Annotated in this window: 15 protein-coding genes; 10 read left to right on the forward strand and 5 right to left on the reverse strand. The window is 57.9% G+C overall.

The features are described 5' to 3' along the window. Nucleotides 1–79 precede the first annotated feature (79 nt). From KO116_RS00755 to KO116_RS00775, 5 genes are all read right to left on the reverse strand, one after another. The gene (locus KO116_RS00755; protein ID WP_052703693.1) at nt 80–958 is read right to left on the reverse strand and encodes a shikimate dehydrogenase family protein; all 879 of its coding nucleotides are present in this window, start codon (nt 956–958) and stop codon (nt 80–82) included. Further along, nucleotides 955–2841: a bifunctional sugar phosphate isomerase/epimerase/4-hydroxyphenylpyruvate dioxygenase family protein gene (locus KO116_RS00760; protein WP_045812026.1), complete on the reverse strand. Its 1887-nt coding sequence runs from the start codon at nt 2839–2841 to the stop codon at nt 955–957. Before KO116_RS00760 ends, KO116_RS00755 begins: the two co-directional genes overlap by 4 nt. 28 nt (nt 2842–2869) lie before the next feature. Further along, complete coding sequence (locus KO116_RS00765) at nt 2870–4135, reverse strand: TRAP transporter large permease (protein ID WP_035556110.1); 1266 nt, start codon at nt 4133–4135, stop codon at nt 2870–2872. Continuing rightward, nucleotides 4132–4629: a TRAP transporter small permease gene (locus KO116_RS00770; protein ID WP_035556109.1), complete on the reverse strand. Its 498-nt coding sequence runs from the start codon at nt 4627–4629 to the stop codon at nt 4132–4134. The genes KO116_RS00765 and KO116_RS00770 overlap by 4 nt, the downstream gene beginning before the upstream one ends. A gap of 88 nt (nt 4630–4717) precedes the next feature. Beyond that, entirely contained in the window at nt 4718–5725 is a 1008-nt protein-coding gene (locus KO116_RS00775; RefSeq protein WP_235272462.1) for a DctP family TRAP transporter solute-binding subunit, read from the reverse strand. Here KO116_RS00775 and KO116_RS26230 point away from each other — a divergent pair. The 10 genes from KO116_RS26230 to pcaG all read left to right on the forward strand — a co-directional run bounded on the left by KO116_RS26230 (nt 5616) and on the right by pcaG (nt 15128). Next, nucleotides 5616–5906, forward strand: a complete 291-nt coding sequence (locus tag KO116_RS26230) for a pentapeptide repeat-containing protein (protein WP_144408545.1) — start codon at nt 5616–5618, stop codon at nt 5904–5906. The two genes, KO116_RS00775 and KO116_RS26230, sit on opposite strands and share 110 nt — an antisense overlap. A gap of 101 nt (nt 5907–6007) precedes the next feature. Beyond that, nucleotides 6008–6691 carry a TetR/AcrR family transcriptional regulator gene (locus tag KO116_RS00780; RefSeq protein WP_035556106.1) on the forward strand — a complete coding sequence of 228 codons (684 nt, stop codon included), beginning with the start codon at nt 6008–6010 and terminating at the stop codon, nt 6689–6691. A 149-nt stretch (nt 6692–6840) separates the two neighbouring features. Then, entirely contained in the window at nt 6841–8139 is a 1299-nt protein-coding gene (locus KO116_RS00785; RefSeq protein WP_235272464.1) for a class-II fumarase/aspartase family protein, read from the forward strand. A 199-nt stretch (nt 8140–8338) separates the two neighbouring features. Then, nucleotides 8339–9172, forward strand: a complete 834-nt coding sequence (locus KO116_RS00790; RefSeq protein ID WP_035556102.1) for a CoA transferase subunit A — start codon at nt 8339–8341, stop codon at nt 9170–9172. After that, nucleotides 9172–9945, forward strand: coding sequence for a CoA-transferase subunit beta (locus tag KO116_RS00795; protein ID WP_035556100.1), 774 nt, complete (start codon nt 9172–9174; stop codon nt 9943–9945). Before KO116_RS00790 ends, KO116_RS00795 begins: the two co-directional genes overlap by 1 nt. 25 nt (nt 9946–9970) lie before the next feature. Beyond that, on the forward strand, nt 9971–11173 hold the full coding sequence (gene pcaF / locus KO116_RS00800) for a 3-oxoadipyl-CoA thiolase (RefSeq protein ID WP_035556447.1): 1203 nt from the start codon (nt 9971–9973) through the stop codon (nt 11171–11173). A gap of 11 nt (nt 11174–11184) precedes the next feature. Beyond that, nucleotides 11185–12354, forward strand: a complete 1170-nt coding sequence (gene pcaDC, locus KO116_RS00805) for a bifunctional 3-oxoadipate enol-lactonase/4-carboxymuconolactone decarboxylase PcaDC (RefSeq protein ID WP_035556098.1) — start codon at nt 11185–11187, stop codon at nt 12352–12354. Between the two features lie 318 nt (nt 12355–12672). Next, on the forward strand, nt 12673–13611 hold the full coding sequence (gene pcaQ, locus KO116_RS00810) for a pca operon transcription factor PcaQ (protein ID WP_009286274.1): 939 nt from the start codon (nt 12673–12675) through the stop codon (nt 13609–13611). 134 nt (nt 13612–13745) lie between these two features. Continuing rightward, nucleotides 13746–14468 (forward strand): protocatechuate 3,4-dioxygenase subunit beta, encoded by a 723-nt coding sequence (pcaH, locus tag KO116_RS00815; protein ID WP_035556096.1) that lies wholly within the window; start codon nt 13746–13748, stop codon nt 14466–14468. A 15-nt stretch (nt 14469–14483) separates the two neighbouring features. Further along, nucleotides 14484–15128: a protocatechuate 3,4-dioxygenase subunit alpha gene (pcaG, locus tag KO116_RS00820; protein WP_200897121.1), complete on the forward strand. Its 645-nt coding sequence runs from the start codon at nt 14484–14486 to the stop codon at nt 15126–15128. The last annotated feature ends 158 nt before the right edge of the window (nt 15129–15286 follow it).

Raw genomic sequence — 15286 nt, forward strand, 5'->3', positions numbered from 1 at the left:
CTGTACGTTATTTTGCCAGAACTTTACGATAAGAGCTTCACGATCAGAACTTCACGACAAGCGCTTCGAGGCCCGAACGTTATGATACGGAGCGAGCAGAAGGCGTGACGAGCTGTTCTATGTAGTGTGTACGTAGCGGTATCACATGCGGGTCGATCTGTTCAGGGGCGATACAATCCGCGGTGAAAAAGCGAAATGCATCCACGCCCTGAAACACAAAAAGATCAACACCCGAAAGCGTTTTGGCGCCCGCCTGGTAGGCGGCGTTTAACAGCTCGGTGTGAGCGGGGATGTAAACCGCATCAAAGACCCAGTGCTGATCGCTAAGCCCTCTGGTATCAATGGGGCAGCCAGGGTGGTTGATGTGGCCAATGGGTGAGCAGTTGACCACGCCCTGCCAATGCGGCAGTTCTCGCTGTGCCTGTTCAGCCGTTACGCATGCCGCGTTAATACCCATGGCGTTAAGATCATGGCAAAGGCTTTCTGCCCGCGAGGCATCGTGTTCGAGAATGTGGATGTGACTCACGGCAAGCTCCCCCAGCGCACACGCCACTGCGCGGCCCACGCCCCCGGCGCCGATCAACAGCACATCGCCTGCGGACTGACTGCCGAAGGAGTGACGGTAGGCGCTGATGAAACCGGTGTAATCGGTGTTTTCAGCGCGCAGACCGTCAGCGTCAAACAGCAGTGTGTTGGCGGTGCCTACCCGTCGTACGCCTTCGCCGCGAATATCAGCCAACTGCGCGGCTTGTTCCTTGAAGGGAAACGTAACGTTGGTTCCCCGGTAGCCCTCGGTACGCAGCTTTTGTATGGCGTTGGGAAAGTCAAAATCTGCTACCCCCAGGCTATCAACTAAATCGTAGCGTACTGGCTCGCCCAACGAGGCTCCCAGGCGTTCGTGCAAATCCGGGGATTGCGATTTGGCAATGCCTTCCCCTACCAGTCCGAGTTTGATCATGCTTGGCTCTCTCCTGTGTCATGGTTTGGCGTTTTTTGAGCAATGCCATCAATTTCTGCTTCTAGACGCTGCTGCGCGGTGACACGCACAAAGGCATTTGGCGCGCCAAGCCCTTGGTAGCCATCACGCTGCACTAGCTCAAAGAAGAACGCCTGGCGGCCGGGCTGGGTATATAACTGATAGAAGTCGCCGTTGCTGTCTTGATCAAAGAGTATGTGGTGCTCCTGCATCCACGCTTGGGTTTGCGCAGGAAGGTCAACGCGTGCGGCCAGGTCACGGTAGTAGTTACCGGGAATCGGCAGCACCGGTGTGCCCGCCTGCTGAAGCGCTGCACTGGTGTCGCGCATGGAGTTGGTGCGCAGGGCGACATGGTGAATTCCCGAGCCGCCGTACTGGCGCACGAAACGGTTACTGGCAGTATCCGGCGAGGCACTGGCGTTAAGTGCCAAGCGAAAGCGGCCATTGTAGTTTTGCAGCACCTGGCTCTGGATCAACCCGCGGGGGTCGGTGACATCGAAGGAGGGCGTTGGCGCCAGCTGAAAAATAGCGCGGTACTGCAGCATCAGCGAGAGGTAGTCGTGGTAAGAGAGCGCTACGCTGATATGGTCGATATCCACCAACGCCCCCTGGGGGACGGGCTGAACATCGACAGTGAACTCACGATCCCAGGTACGGCTTATTTGTGAGTCGTCAATAATATAGGAGAGGCTGCCATCCACATTGCGCAGTGCACTCATACGGTGGCTGGCACCCACCTCTTCGGGCTCGACAATATCGTAGCCCAGCTTGTCTGCCCGCTTAAACGCTTCATAGGCGTTGCCCACACGCAGGCCAATGGCGGTGATGGCAGTGGCATCGCGACCCGGTACTCGGCCAGTGAAGTTCGCCTCGGTGTTGAGCACCAGATTAACGTCGCCCGCGGCCCAACGCTCGGCGTTGAGCGTATGGTGGCGCCCCACGCAGGCCATACCCAGTGCGCTGAGCAACTCGCGCAGCGGTGCTAAATCGGCAGGCTCAACGGCGATTTCCAGAAAGGCGACCGACTCAATCGGCTGGGGCGCGGGAATGCCGCTTTCACTCTGCATGCTGCGCAGCAAATTGTACGAGCGCAGACCGTCGCGGGCGGTCTGGTCGCTGTGGCCCATGCGGAAGACATCGTTAAAGATTTCGTGGGAGAGCGGGCCGTCGTAACGGGTCTCCTCCAGCATGGTCATAAACTTATCCATCTGCAGCTCGCCCTGGCCGGGGAAGCAGCGGTAATGGCGGCTCCACGACAGGTGATCCATAGAGAGACGCGGCGCATCAGCGGTCTGAACCAGAAAGATGCGATCCCCGGGGATGCGGCCAATGGTGCCCAGCTCCGTCTGGCGGGAGAAAATATGGAAAGTATCCAGTACCAGCCCCACATTGGGGTGGGCAGCGCGGCGCACCACTTCCCAGCTGTCGCGGTAGTCGTGAATGTGGCGGCCCCAGGCCAGCGCCTCATAGGCCACACGAAGGTTACGCCGCGCGGCACGCTCGCCGAGCTCATAGTAGTCATCGGCGGCGCGGCTTAAACCCGGGAGTGAATCAGGGTGGACGGTACTGCATGCCATCAGCAGATCCGTGCCGAGCTCCTCCATCAGGTCAAACTTATGCTCGGCTCGGTCGAGCGCCCGCTCCCGAGCGCGCCCCTGCAGGCCTTCGAAGTCGCGAAACGGCTGTAGGGTGACCAGCTTAAGGCCGCGGGAGCGAATCAGCTCGCCGGCCTCCCGTGGAGTGCCAGTAAATGCCGTTAGGTCGTTTTCAAATAGCTCAAGCCCCTCAAAACCAGCCTGGGCGATGGCGTCTACCTTCTCTTCCAGCGAGCCGCTTAGGCAAACCGTAGCAATGGATGAGTACATGGCATCACGCTCCTTGCATTGAGGAATATCAGTAACCCGCCAGACGCGGCAGGAAGGTGACCAGCGCGGGGACGAAGGTAATCAGCAGCAGGATCAAAAACTGCACGCCCAGCATCGGCAGAATGCGGCGGATAATCGGCCCCATACCCACGCCGGAGACGGAGTCGGCGACAAATAGGCAGAGTCCCATGGGCGGCGTGATCAGCCCCATCATCAGATTGAAGATCACCACGATGCCGAAGTGCAGCGGGTCGATACCCAGCGCCATGGCAATGGGGTGGAGGATCGGCACGAGCACCAAGATGGCCGCTATACCCTCTAAAAACAGTCCCACCACCAGCAGGAGCAGAATCACGGCGATCAGGAAGGTCCACTGGGTATCGATGCTCATCAGCGCCCACTCGGTGAGCATGTTGGGCACGCGCTCGAACGTTAACACCCAGTTGGCCGCAGCGACCGCGCCCATGATGACCATAATCACCGCGCTATCGCGCATGGCGCGGGCGAAGATAGCGGGCAGATTAACCAGTTTGATATTGCGGTAGAGCACCACACCCAGAAGCAGCGCGTAGACCACGGCAAAGGCCGCCGCTTCAGTAGGCGTGACAATACCGGCAAGAATCGCCCCGACCACAAATACCGGCATGAGGGCGGGCAGCAAACCATGCAAAAGGGCATGGCGGCGTGACTGTTTCTTGGTTTGTGCAGCGCCCAGGTCACCGGCAAAAAAGTAGACGTAGATGGAAAGCCCCAATGCCAGCAAAAAGCCCGGCACGATACCAGCCAAAAACAGCCCCGGTACCGACACCCCCGACACCGTCAGCGCGTAGATAATCACCGGAATACTGGGTGGAATAATCGGGCCAATGACCGAAGAGGCCGCGGTGAGCGCAGCGGCAAAATCCCGGGGATAGCCCTCTTTCTCCATTGACGGTATAAACACCCGCCCAAGCGCGGAGGTATCGGCAATCGCCGAGCCGGAAAGGCCAGCAAAAATCACCGAGGCCCAGATATTGACGTGTGCCAACCCGGCTTTCAGACGGCCGACAATGGCGGTGGCGAGATTAATAATCCGGTGGGTGATACCCGCTTCGTTCATCAGCTCGCCGGCCAGAATGAACAGCGGTATCGCCAGCAGTGGAAAGGACTCCATGCCGCCAAAAAACTGCTGAGAGACGATACGGATGTGGTAGGGCAAATCGCCGGTGCTCATCAGCACCGTTAGCGAACCGAGGATGGCAAAGGCAAACGGCACACCGAGCAGAATAAGGGCTAGAAGCAGTATAAAGATCATGCGGATGTCTCCTCGTCCTGTTGATTGCTCAGACGCAGGCCCGCCATCACCAGTGCAGAGAGGCTGAGCAGCCCACCTCCAATCAGCATGGAGGCTTGAAAAAGCCACATCGGCATACCCGTGCTTGATGAGGTGCGCCCACCGCGCGCGGCGATAAATTCAACGGCTGACCACATCAAGCCAATGCCCACCACAAGCACCACTAGGTCAACGGCCACGGCCTGCCAGCGCACCCAGCGCGGCGGCAGTAGACGACGAATAAGGTCAAAGCCGATATGTTTGTCCTGCAAGTACGCCCAGGACATGCCAAACATTAGGCCGTAAATCATCAAATAGATGGCGGTATCTTCTCCCCAGGTAATGGAGCCGCCATAGGTGTAGCGCGCAAAGGCATTGCCCGCGACCAGCAGGAAAATAAGCACCATGGCAAGCCCTGCCAAGCTGCCATTGAACAGGATCAGGCCGCGGTGTAGCCGGGCGAGAAGATGAGACATAAGAGCACCTTCGATCGATAGTCAGGCACGCAGGGTCGCGAGTGGGCCACCTAAGGCCCACTCGCAACGCGCTTTGTTTAGGCAGGGGTTAGAAACGCGCGGACGCCTCTTCCACAGCGGAAGAGAGACGCTCGATCCACTCTGCATCATCGCCAAGCTCTTCGGTCAGGTACGCCTGAACCGGCGGCTGGGCGGCTTCGCGGAAGGCCTCCATCTGCTCAGCGGTGGGCTGGGTGATCTCTATGCCCTCTGCTTCCAGTTTGGTGATCCCCTCAGCTGAGTTGAACTGCTGAATGGCACGGCCGGTGGTACCCGCGACTACAGCGGCGCGCTTCACCGCAGCTTGCTCCTCTTCGCTAAGCGACTGGAATATCTCATCGTTGATCAGCAGGTGATCGACGCCGTAAACGTGGCGATCCAGGGTCAAATAATCCTGAAACTCATAGAAATTATTGCCGTAGATCACGGAGATCGGGTTCTCCTGGCCATCGACTACGCCGGTAGCCAGCGCTGTGGGTACTTCACCCCAGGCAATACCCTGGGGCTCGCCACCCAAAGCGCTAACCATTTCCAGGTAGAGCGGAATGGTTTGAACGCGGAACTTCAGGCCTTCCATATCCTCAGGCGAGTTGATCGGGCGCACGGAGTTGGTGAAGTGGCGGAAGCCCGTTTCGCCGTAAGCCAGCGTGCGTAGGCCGGTTTCCTGCAAGCAGTGCTCGGCCAACGCTGTACCAAACTCGCCATCCATCACTTGCCACGCCACTGGCGCAGACGGGAAGGTGTACGGGATATCCGTGACAGCGACCGCCGGGCAGAAGTTGGCATAGGCGCCGGAGACCATCGCAATGCTGATAGTGCCATCCTGAGCGCCTTCAATCAGCTCGGTTTCGCCACCTAGTGCTCCGGCGGGGTAGAGCTCTACGGTGAGATCTGTTTCGGCTTCTACCAGATTTTTAAACACCTGACCCGCCGCGCCTTTTTTGGAGGTGGTCCAGTCATCGGGGTCGACGTGGGCAAAGCGTAGCGTTTGGGCAGAAGCATTCGCTGCGGCAACCAGCGTTGCCGTCGCGAGGGCCGCCGTCAGCGCGCGTTTCAAAGGCAGTTGCTTCAATGTAAACCTTGGGGCCATAAACTTGGGGTTGGTAAACATAGGGCTTGTAAACATAGGGCTTGTAAACATAGGGCTTGTAAACATAGGGGTCAGAGACATTGTTGTTGTCCTCTTGTCGGGCCGTTGTTATAAGGTCTGGAAAAGCCTAAAGCAGTGGCGTGTTTAGCCGTTCCATCCTGTCACAATCAACAATGTACGAAATGGTACGTTCAGTCAAGCTATGGCATACTAGACCAAAGACGACCACGACAATAAAAGGCATGCTCTATGACAGCTCCTTCTACCAAGGCCAGTCCCCCTGCCGCGGGGCGACGGCGTAAAAATGACCCCGAATCCGTACGCGCCGATATTCTTGCGGTGGCCACTCGAGAGTTTTCCGAAAAAGGCCTCTCAGGGGCCCGGATTGATGAGATCGCCGAAAAAACCCGCGCCTCCAAGCGCATGATTTACTACTACTTTAATGATAAAGAGACGCTCTACCTGCACACCCTGGAAGCCGCCTATCAGAAAGTGCGCCTTCAGGAAGCCGAGCTTGATCTTGACCACTTAGCCCCCCTTGAGGCGCTTAGCCGACTAGTGCGGTTTACCTTCTGCCATCACGCCAAAAACCCCGATTTTATTCGCCTAGTAATGATCGAAAATATTCATCATGGCCGCTTTTTGGCGCAGTCAGAGTTGATTCAATCACTCAACGCCGGGGTGATTGATGCGCTCACCAACGTCTATGCTCGCGGTTTAGAGGTGGGCTGTTTTCGCGAAGGCTTGGATCCACGGGAACTGCACTGGCTGATTAGCGCGCTGTCGTTTTTCAATGTCTCAAACCAGCACACCTTTTCGCGGATTTTTGATTGGCAACAAGCCGCGCCTGAGAACCAGCGCAAACTAGAAGATCACGTTACCGAGATGGTACTGCGCTACGTGGGCACTGACGCCACGCTGTCGCAATCGTAAGTACCGGCCTATTTAGCGTATGGTTCGAATGACGAACATATGTACAATTCTGTTCTAAGTCGTGCCTTTATGAACTGTTTTGCTGGTTCTGAACAACGTTAATAGGAGGCGTAACGCCCATGCCTGCTGGATTTTTAAAGCATCCTTTTATGAGCCAGCGCGCCGTCGCTGAGTGTGACGATGACGCCATGGTGAATGCCATGCTGGCCTTTGAATTAGCCCTGGCCGAGGTACAGGAAACCAGCGGCGCGGTACCTGCTGGGGTTAGCCAGCAAATGCACGAACAGTTGGAAAATGCGGCTTTCAATAGCGAAGAGATCGCAGCGGGCATCGCCAGCGGTGGCAATGTGGCGATTCCGTTTGTAAAGCAGAGCCGCTCGCTGCTTTCCGATGACATCAAGCGTTACTGGCATCAAGGGGCGACCAGCCAGGATGTCGTCGACTCCGCGCTGATGCTCCTACTTAAACCACGCTTGGCAGCGCTGGATGAACTGTTGGTGCGCTGTCGTTCAGCGGCGCTCACGTTGATGAACGCTCACGCTGATACGCCCATGGTGGGTCGAACGTTAATGCAGCAGGCACTCCCCGTTACTTTTGGGGTGAAGGTGGCTCACTGGGCAATTGGCCTGGAGCAGGCGCGCCGCCGTTTAAGCGCTGTTGAGCTACCCGTTCAGTTTGGTGGCGCGGTGGGCGTGCACTCGGGTTGGGATAACCTTGGGCTTGAGTGGATGGACGCATTGGCCGAGCGGTTAGGCTTGGCGGTGCCGGTGCTGCCTTGGCATACCGACCGCTACCCCATTCATGCCATCGGTACGGGGTTAGACGCGGTCGCCGGTGCCGCTGAAAAAATCGCCCTGGATGTGGCGCTACTCACCCAGACCGAGGTCGGCGAAGTCGCGGAACCCTCGGCACCCGGGATGGGGGAGTCCTCCTCCATGCCCCATAAGCGTAATCCAGTACGCAGCGCGCTGATTCGCGGCGCGGCGCGGCAAGTGCATGGCCACACCAGCGTGTTGATCAACGCTGCCGCCCAACCCCTTGAGCGCGGTTTAGGTGAGTGGCATGCGGAGTGGGCACCGCTAATGGAGAGTGCTTTGCTGGTGGAGGGTGCCTTGGAGCAAGTGGCCGTGCTGCTCGAAGGGCTTGAGGTCTATCCCGGAAAAATGCAGCGCAACTTAGCCGCTACCGGCGGTGGCATTATGGCCGAGCCTGTCGCACGTTTGCTGGCGCCTAAACTAGGCGTTGAGAGAGCCAAAGCGATTAGCGCGGAAGCGGCAGAGACCGCACGCCGGGAAGCACGCACCTATTCTGATGTGCTCGCCCATCATCCTGATGTGAAAGGGGCCGTAGACCCCGAGGCGCTGCGTAATGCCTGCGACCCCGCTTTATACCTTGGTAGCAGCGCGGTCCAGGTCATGCGCGCCAGAAAATGGCTAGAAATCCAATAAGCGTATTTAAAAACAAAACGTTAAGTTCGATTGTGAAAGGGGTGATGGATTCGGTAGGCCGTTAGGTGGACGCCGTTGGGTTTGACCCAATGAATGTTCAGCGGTAGATTGTTCGTATAGAGGATCTATGTTCGCTCAACGAACAATATGCTGTAGTTCACTAACAAATACGCCAACGACCCGCTAAGAGGCACCCATCATGGCCGAGTTTCTCAGCTTGCATGACGCGGTAGCGCGCTACGTCCAAGACGGCGCCACCGTGGCCATGGAAGGCTTTACCCACCTGATTCCGTTTGCTGCCGGTCACGAAGTGATCCGTCAGAAAAAACGTGACCTGACGCTGATCCGCATGACCCCCGATATCATCTATGATCAGATGATTGGCGCGGGTTGTGCTAAAAAAGTGATCTTCTCATGGGGTGGTAACCCTGGTGTGGGATCGCTACACCGCCTGCGTGATGCGGTTGAGAAAGGCTGGCCGTGCAAGATCGAGATTCTTGAGCATAGCCATGCCGCCATGGCCTGCGCCTTTGAGGCAGGTGCGGCGGGATTACCGATGGCGGTATTTCGCGGCTACATCGGTAGCGAGCTACCCAGCGTCAACGACCAAATCAAATTCATCGAGTGCCCGTTTACCGGCGAGCGCCTGGCGGCTGTACCTTCGGTGCGTCCGGACGTCTCAATTATCCACGCCCAACGGGCGGATCGTCAGGGAAACGTGCTGGTAGAGGGTATCGTTGGCGTACAGAAAGAAGCCGTACTCGCCGCCAAGCACAGTATTGTCACGGTGGAAGAGATTGTTGATGACCTGGGGGCTACCCCCAACGCCTGCGTGATCCCCAGCTGGGCCATCAGCGCCGTTGCGGTAGCGGAGAAAGGCGCGCTGCCTTCCTACACCCACGGCTACTACGGCCGCAGCAACCGCTTTTATAAAGAGTGGGATGCGATTGCTCGCGACCGCGACACCTTCACCCAGTGGCTCGATGACAACGTCTATAACGTTGCCCAACATCATGCAGGGGAGAAAGCCTAATGAGTCTGGAATATACCTCTTCTGAAATGATGTCGGTGACCGCTGCGCGGGCACTTGAAAATGGCATGACCTGCTTTGTGGGCATCGGCCTGCCCTCGGAAGCCGCCAACCTGGCGCGGCTGACTCACGCCCCTGATGTGGTGCTGATTTATGAGTCCGGCACGCTGCAAACCAAGCCCGATACGCTGCCGCTCTCCATCGGCGATGGCGAACTGTGTGAGTCAGCGCTGACCACCGTGGCAGTGCCCGAAATGTTCCGCTACTGGCTACAGGGCGGCAAAGTGAGCGTGGGCTTTTTAGGCACCGCGCAAATCGACCGCTTTGCTAACCTTAACACCACGCTGATCGGCGATTACAAAGCGCCTAAGGTACGCCTGCCGGGCGGCGGTGGCGCACCAGAAATCGCCACCAATGCCGGTGAAGTGTTTATCACCTTGAAGCACTCCAAGCGGGCCTTTGTGAAAGACGTCGATTTCGTCACCACGCTAGGCTTTGGCCGCGACGGCAAAGGGCGCGATAACGTGCCCAATATCGGCAAGGGTCCTACTCGGGTCATCACTGACCTGTGCGTGATGAAGCCCGACCCGGACAGCAAAGAGCTGGTCGTGGTGTCGCTGCACCCCGGCGTGAGTCGCGAAGACGTCATTGAAGCCACCGGTTGGGAAGTGCGCTTTGCTGGGCAGCTTGAGTGTACCCCTGAGCCCAGCGAAAAAGAGCTGACGATTTTGCGTGAATTGAAAGCACGCACCGAGCGGGCCCACGCCGGCGAATAAGGAGTCTGTTATGAGCAATGTTATTATGCAAGACGTCTTTCTATGTCATCCCCGCCGCACCGCCGTGGGACGTTTTGGTGGCACCCTGGCCAGCGTACGCCCGGATGATTTTGCCTCGACGATTTTTAAAGCCGTACTGGCAGAAGCGCCGGATCTCGACCCTGCCGCCATTGAAGAAGTCTTCATGGGCTGTGCTAATCAGGCCGGGGAAGATAACCGTAACGTGGCGCGCATGTCGTCGCTGCTGGCGGGCATTCCCACTTCGGTACCCGGCACGACCATGAACCGCCTGTGCGGCTCGGGTATGGACGCGGTGGGCACCGCGTTTCGCGCCATTAAAGCCGGTGAGATGGAGCTGGCGCTGGCCGGCGGCGTGGAGTCCATGTCTCGCGCGCCCTACGTGATGGGCAAGGCCGATAGCGCTTTCGCCCGCAGTCAAAAACTCGAAGACACCACCATTGGCTGGCGCCTGATCAACCCGCTGATGAAGAAAACCTACGGCATTGATTCCATGCCGGAGACCGCAGAGAACGTCGCCGAGCAGTTCAATATCTCTCGCGAAGACCAGGATGCCTTTGCCCTGCGCTCCCAGCAGAAGGCCGCTGCCGCTCAAAAAGCCGGGCGCTTTGCCCTGGAGATCACCGCCATCGAGATCCCGCGCCGCAAGCAGGAGCCGCTGATCTTTGACCAGGATGAGCATCTGCGGGAAACCACGTTGGAAAAACTGGCAGGTTTGCCCACGCCTTTCCGTGAAGGCGGCAGCGTTACCGCGGGCAACGCTTCTGGCGTCAACGACGGTGCGGCGGCGATGCTGGTGGCCAGCGAAGCGGCGGTCAAACAGCATGGTCTTAAGCCGATGGCGAAAATCATCGGCATGGCCACGGCAGGCGTTGAGCCGCGGATTATGGGCTATGGCCCGGTACCGGCAGTGCAGAAACTACTCAAGCGCACGGGTATCTCGATGGATGAGATCGATGTGTTTGAGTTTAACGAAGCGTTCGCCGCCCAGGCGTTAGCCTGTATGCGCGACCTGGGTCTTAAAGACGACGACCCTCGCGTCAACCCGAACGGTGGCGCGATTGCGCTGGGGCACCCGTTGGGTATGTCCGGAGCCCGCCTGTTGTTGACCGCCGCCCATGAGTTGCAAAACAGCGGCAAGCGCTACGCACTGTGTACCATGTGTGTAGGTGTGGGGCAGGGTATCGCCACGCTGATTGAACGCGTTTAACGGAGACCATCATGGCATTTCATAGCATCAATGGCCGCAGCGTCGCTTACCGATTGCTCGGCTTGGAAGTGAATCCACTTATCGTGCTGGCGCATCCGCTGGGCATGAGCCAAGCGGTATGGGACGACGTGATCCCCGCGCTGCTGCCCCGCTACCGAGTGCTGACCTGGGATCTACCCGGCCACGGCGCAAGCCAAGCGGTCAGCGGTGAGCAGATTACGCCCGCTGACCTGGCCACTGAAGCGTTGGCGCTGGCAGATATTGCTGGCGCTGAGCGCTTTCACTTCGCCGGTACCTCAATTGGTGGCGTGGTCGGCCAGCAGTTGATTGCGGCGCACCCTGACCGCCTGCTTACTGCGACGCTGACCAACACCGGCGCAGTGATCGGCAACCCGGACTTATGGAATACCCGCGCAGGCCGCGTGCGGCAGGAAGGCTTGGCGGCGATGTCTGAAGAGATCGTGCCGCGCTGGTTTGCACCAAAGGCCTTTGAGGCAAGCCCGGCGCTGCAAGCGGGATGGTGCGTACAAATGGGCCGTGGCGACGATGAGTCCTACGCTCAGCTGTGCGAAATGCTTGGCCGCGATACGTTTGCCGGTAAGTTGGCGTCGAAGCACGTAGAAGTGCAGCTATTTGGCGGCAGCGAAGATATGGCCACCCCGCCCGCGACGCTGGAAGCGCTGTCTGAGGAACTCGGCGGCGTCCCACTGGAGATTTTTGACGGCGTGGGCCACGTGCCCTCGGTAGAAGCCCCGGCGCACTTCGCACAAAAGTTACTCACGGTGCTCGCCGCCGATTTGGGCGACGTGGCGAACCACGGCGTGGCTTACGCCACAGGCCTGGAGACCCGCAAGCAGGTACTGGGAGACGAGCATGTAGCGCGCTCTACCGCCAACGCCAACAGCCTGGACGCCCCCTTCCAGCAGATGATTACCCGCCTGGCCTGGGGCGAGCTTTGGACCAATGACGACCTAACCCGCCGCGAGCGCAGCATGATTACCACCGGTATTCTCGCCGCGCTTGGCCGTGAAGAGTTAACGCTGCACCTAAAAACGGCTAAGCGGATTGGGCTGACAGAAGCTGAACTGCGCCAGGTACTGATGCACGTGGCGATTTACGGTGGCGTTCCGGCCGCCAATCACGCCTTTGCCCTCGCTAAGGAGTTGGGCTGGGGTGAGTAGATTAGTGGCTCCATGAACGGTTGTTTTTTTTAAGAACAATGCATTTGCAAAGTGAGTGAGCCATTGCTGATCGAAGTACCAATACCCCCGGCATAGCCAAAAGCAGTGTGACGGTGCTGTACCCCTCAACAAAGACAACAAGAGGGTTAAGTGATGAAATGCCCCATCGCAAAAGAGCTACTCTTTGCTTGCAGCTTGGTTATATCCAGCTGCGTGCAGGCTGACACACGGCTTACCGTACTCGCGTCAATTTAGCGTTTTCATTGTTTGCGCTAATCGGCGAAAGTAGGGCATCTTTTTTCGCTGATATAGAACGCCATGCTGAACGCTCGAATCAAACTACGTCACTTGATGGCGTTTCTCGAAGTGGCCAAGCGGCGCAGCTTTGCGCGTGCTGCCGAGGCGCTGGCGATTACTCAACCGGGCATTTCCAAGGCAATACGCGAGCTTGAGGAGATTCTTGAAGCGCCGCTTTTCGAACGCACGTCGCAAGGCGTGTCGCTTACCCAAGCGGGGTTGACGCTGCTCCGACATGCTGGCCCTGCCATACGGGCGCTGGATGAAGGCGTCAGCGCTATTGGCGATGCCCACCGGGGCGGACGTTGGCTGCGCGTCGGGGCGCTTTCCACTGTTGAGAGCCGCCTGCTGCCAGTGGCGATACAGCGCTGGCATACCGCCGCGCCGCCGGGCCAGGGCGATACCAGTGTATCGGTGGTGACCGGGGCCAGCGCCTATTTACTGTCGCGCCTGCGCCTGGGCGAGCTGGATATGGTGGTTGGGCGGATGACCGAGGCGCGAGAGATTGGCGATCTCTACTTTGAACACCTCTATTATGAGCCTTTGGTTATCGTCGCGCGAAAAGAGCACCCGCTTGCCCACGTCACGCCGGTCACGGCGGATCAACTGGTTGCCTATCCCTGGGCGCTACCGCCGCCGCAGACCACGCTGCGACAGCAGGTGGACAGTTTCTGCGTGCGCCATGCCATTAAGCTGCCGCCGCGGCTGCTGGAAACTCTCTCGCTGCCCGTTAGCTATCGCTACACTCTGGAGAGTGATGCGCTCTGGATAGCCCCTCGGGAAGCGGTGGCCGAAGAATTGGAAAAAGGTCAGCTGGTGAAGGTCGCGCTGCCGTTTGAAGCCCATGGTGGCTCGGTGGGCATTTGTACGAATGCGAGCATGGAAACGTCGCTGCCCCGTGAAGCGTTTTGCGAAACCCTACGCCAGGTGGCAGCTGAGCGCATTCAACTAAGGTCGTAAAAGCCATAACCTATGAGTTATGGGCGAAGATGACTCTTCAATTGGCAAGGGCTGAGCCGCAGGTCACACTTTGCGAGTAAAAGTGTAAAGGGGCAATGCCCCTCTGCCCCTGTAGCCATAAAGAGCATTTTGCCATGCAAAATAATCATAACCGCTTTGTGACCCGTGACCGCAACTGGCACCCGCCTGCCTACGCGCCGGGCTACAAAACTTCGGTGGCACGCTCGCCGCAGCAAGCGCTAGTGAGCATGCAGCAGCCGACCGTATCTGAGTTGACTGGTCCCAATTTTAGTCATCTGCGCATGGGGCCGCATGACAACGACCTACTGATGAATTTCAGCCAAGGTCAGGGGTTGCCGCAAGGTGAACGGATCATCATGTTTGGCCGAGTTGTCGACCAGTTCAGTAAGCCAGTACCGCACACGCTGGTGGAAATGTGGCAGGCCAATGCCGGTGGTCGCTACCGCCACAAAAACGATAAGTATCTGGCACCGCTGGATCCTAACTTTGGCGGTGTAGGTCGCTGTTTGACCGATGACCAAGGCTTTTACCGTTTCCGTACCATCAAGCCTGGTCCTTACCCATGGCCCAACGACATGAATAGCTGGCGACCCGCGCATATCCACGTATCAGTCACCGGCCCTTCAATCTCTACTCGGTTGATTACCCAGATGTATTTTGAGGGTGATCCGCTGATTCCTCTCTGCCCGATTGTGCATACGCTGAAGGACCCTGACGCCGTTGAAACTATGATCGGACGGTTGGATATGGCCCACAGCAAGCCAATGGATTGCCTAGCCTATCGCTTTGACATTGTGGTGCGCGGCGAGCTGCAAACCTACTTTGAAAACCAATAAGGGCGAGGATACATCATGAAACAGCCTTCTATTCAGCCCAACAGCCAGCCGACCAGCGCGCTGATGCTACGTGAAACTGCCTCGCAAACCGCCGGCCCCTACGTGCATATTGGTCTTGCACTCGCAGCGGCAGGCAACCCCGTCCGTGAGGAAGAGATCTGGAACGAGATGGCCAAACCCAATGCTGAGGGTGAGCATATCGAAGTGGTCGGTACCGTCATCGACGGCAACGGTGATCTGGTGCGCGATACGTTTGTCGAGGCGTGGCAAGCTGATGCCAACGGCCACTATCAAGCCGATTACGACCTTAGCAAACCTTTCAATAGCTTTGGCCGCACCGCCACCACCTTTGATCATGGTAGCGAGTGGTCGTTAACCACCATCAAGCCCGGCGCGGTGGAGCACCCTAGCGGGCAGTTAATGGCACCGCATATTAACCTGACGCTGTTTGCCCGTGGAGTGAACATTCACCTGCAAACGCGGCTCTACTTTGAAGACGAGACAGAAGCGAACGCCCAATGCCCGGTGCTATCGCGCATTGAGTCACCGGCGCGCCGCCAAACGCTGATCGCCAAGCGTGAAGAAGTGGATGGCAAGGTGCGTTATCGTTTAGATATCCGCCTGCAAGGTGAAGGTGAGACGGTGTTTTTCGATTTCTAGTCCCTTAGTCTGCAAGTTTGTGAATAAAAACCAAAAGGCGTTGCTTATCCTTAAGCAGCGCTTTTTTTGTTTGGGTTCGACCTTGGTCGGGCATTGATCTTGTAAAAATCCAACTTTTACCTGTCATTGTACCTTTTGGAGACAGCGTGAAAGCAGCA

The sequence above is a fragment of the Halomonas sp. KO116 genome, assembly GCF_000734975.2.
GTDB classification, from domain to species: domain Bacteria; phylum Pseudomonadota; class Gammaproteobacteria; order Pseudomonadales; family Halomonadaceae; genus Vreelandella; species Vreelandella glaciei.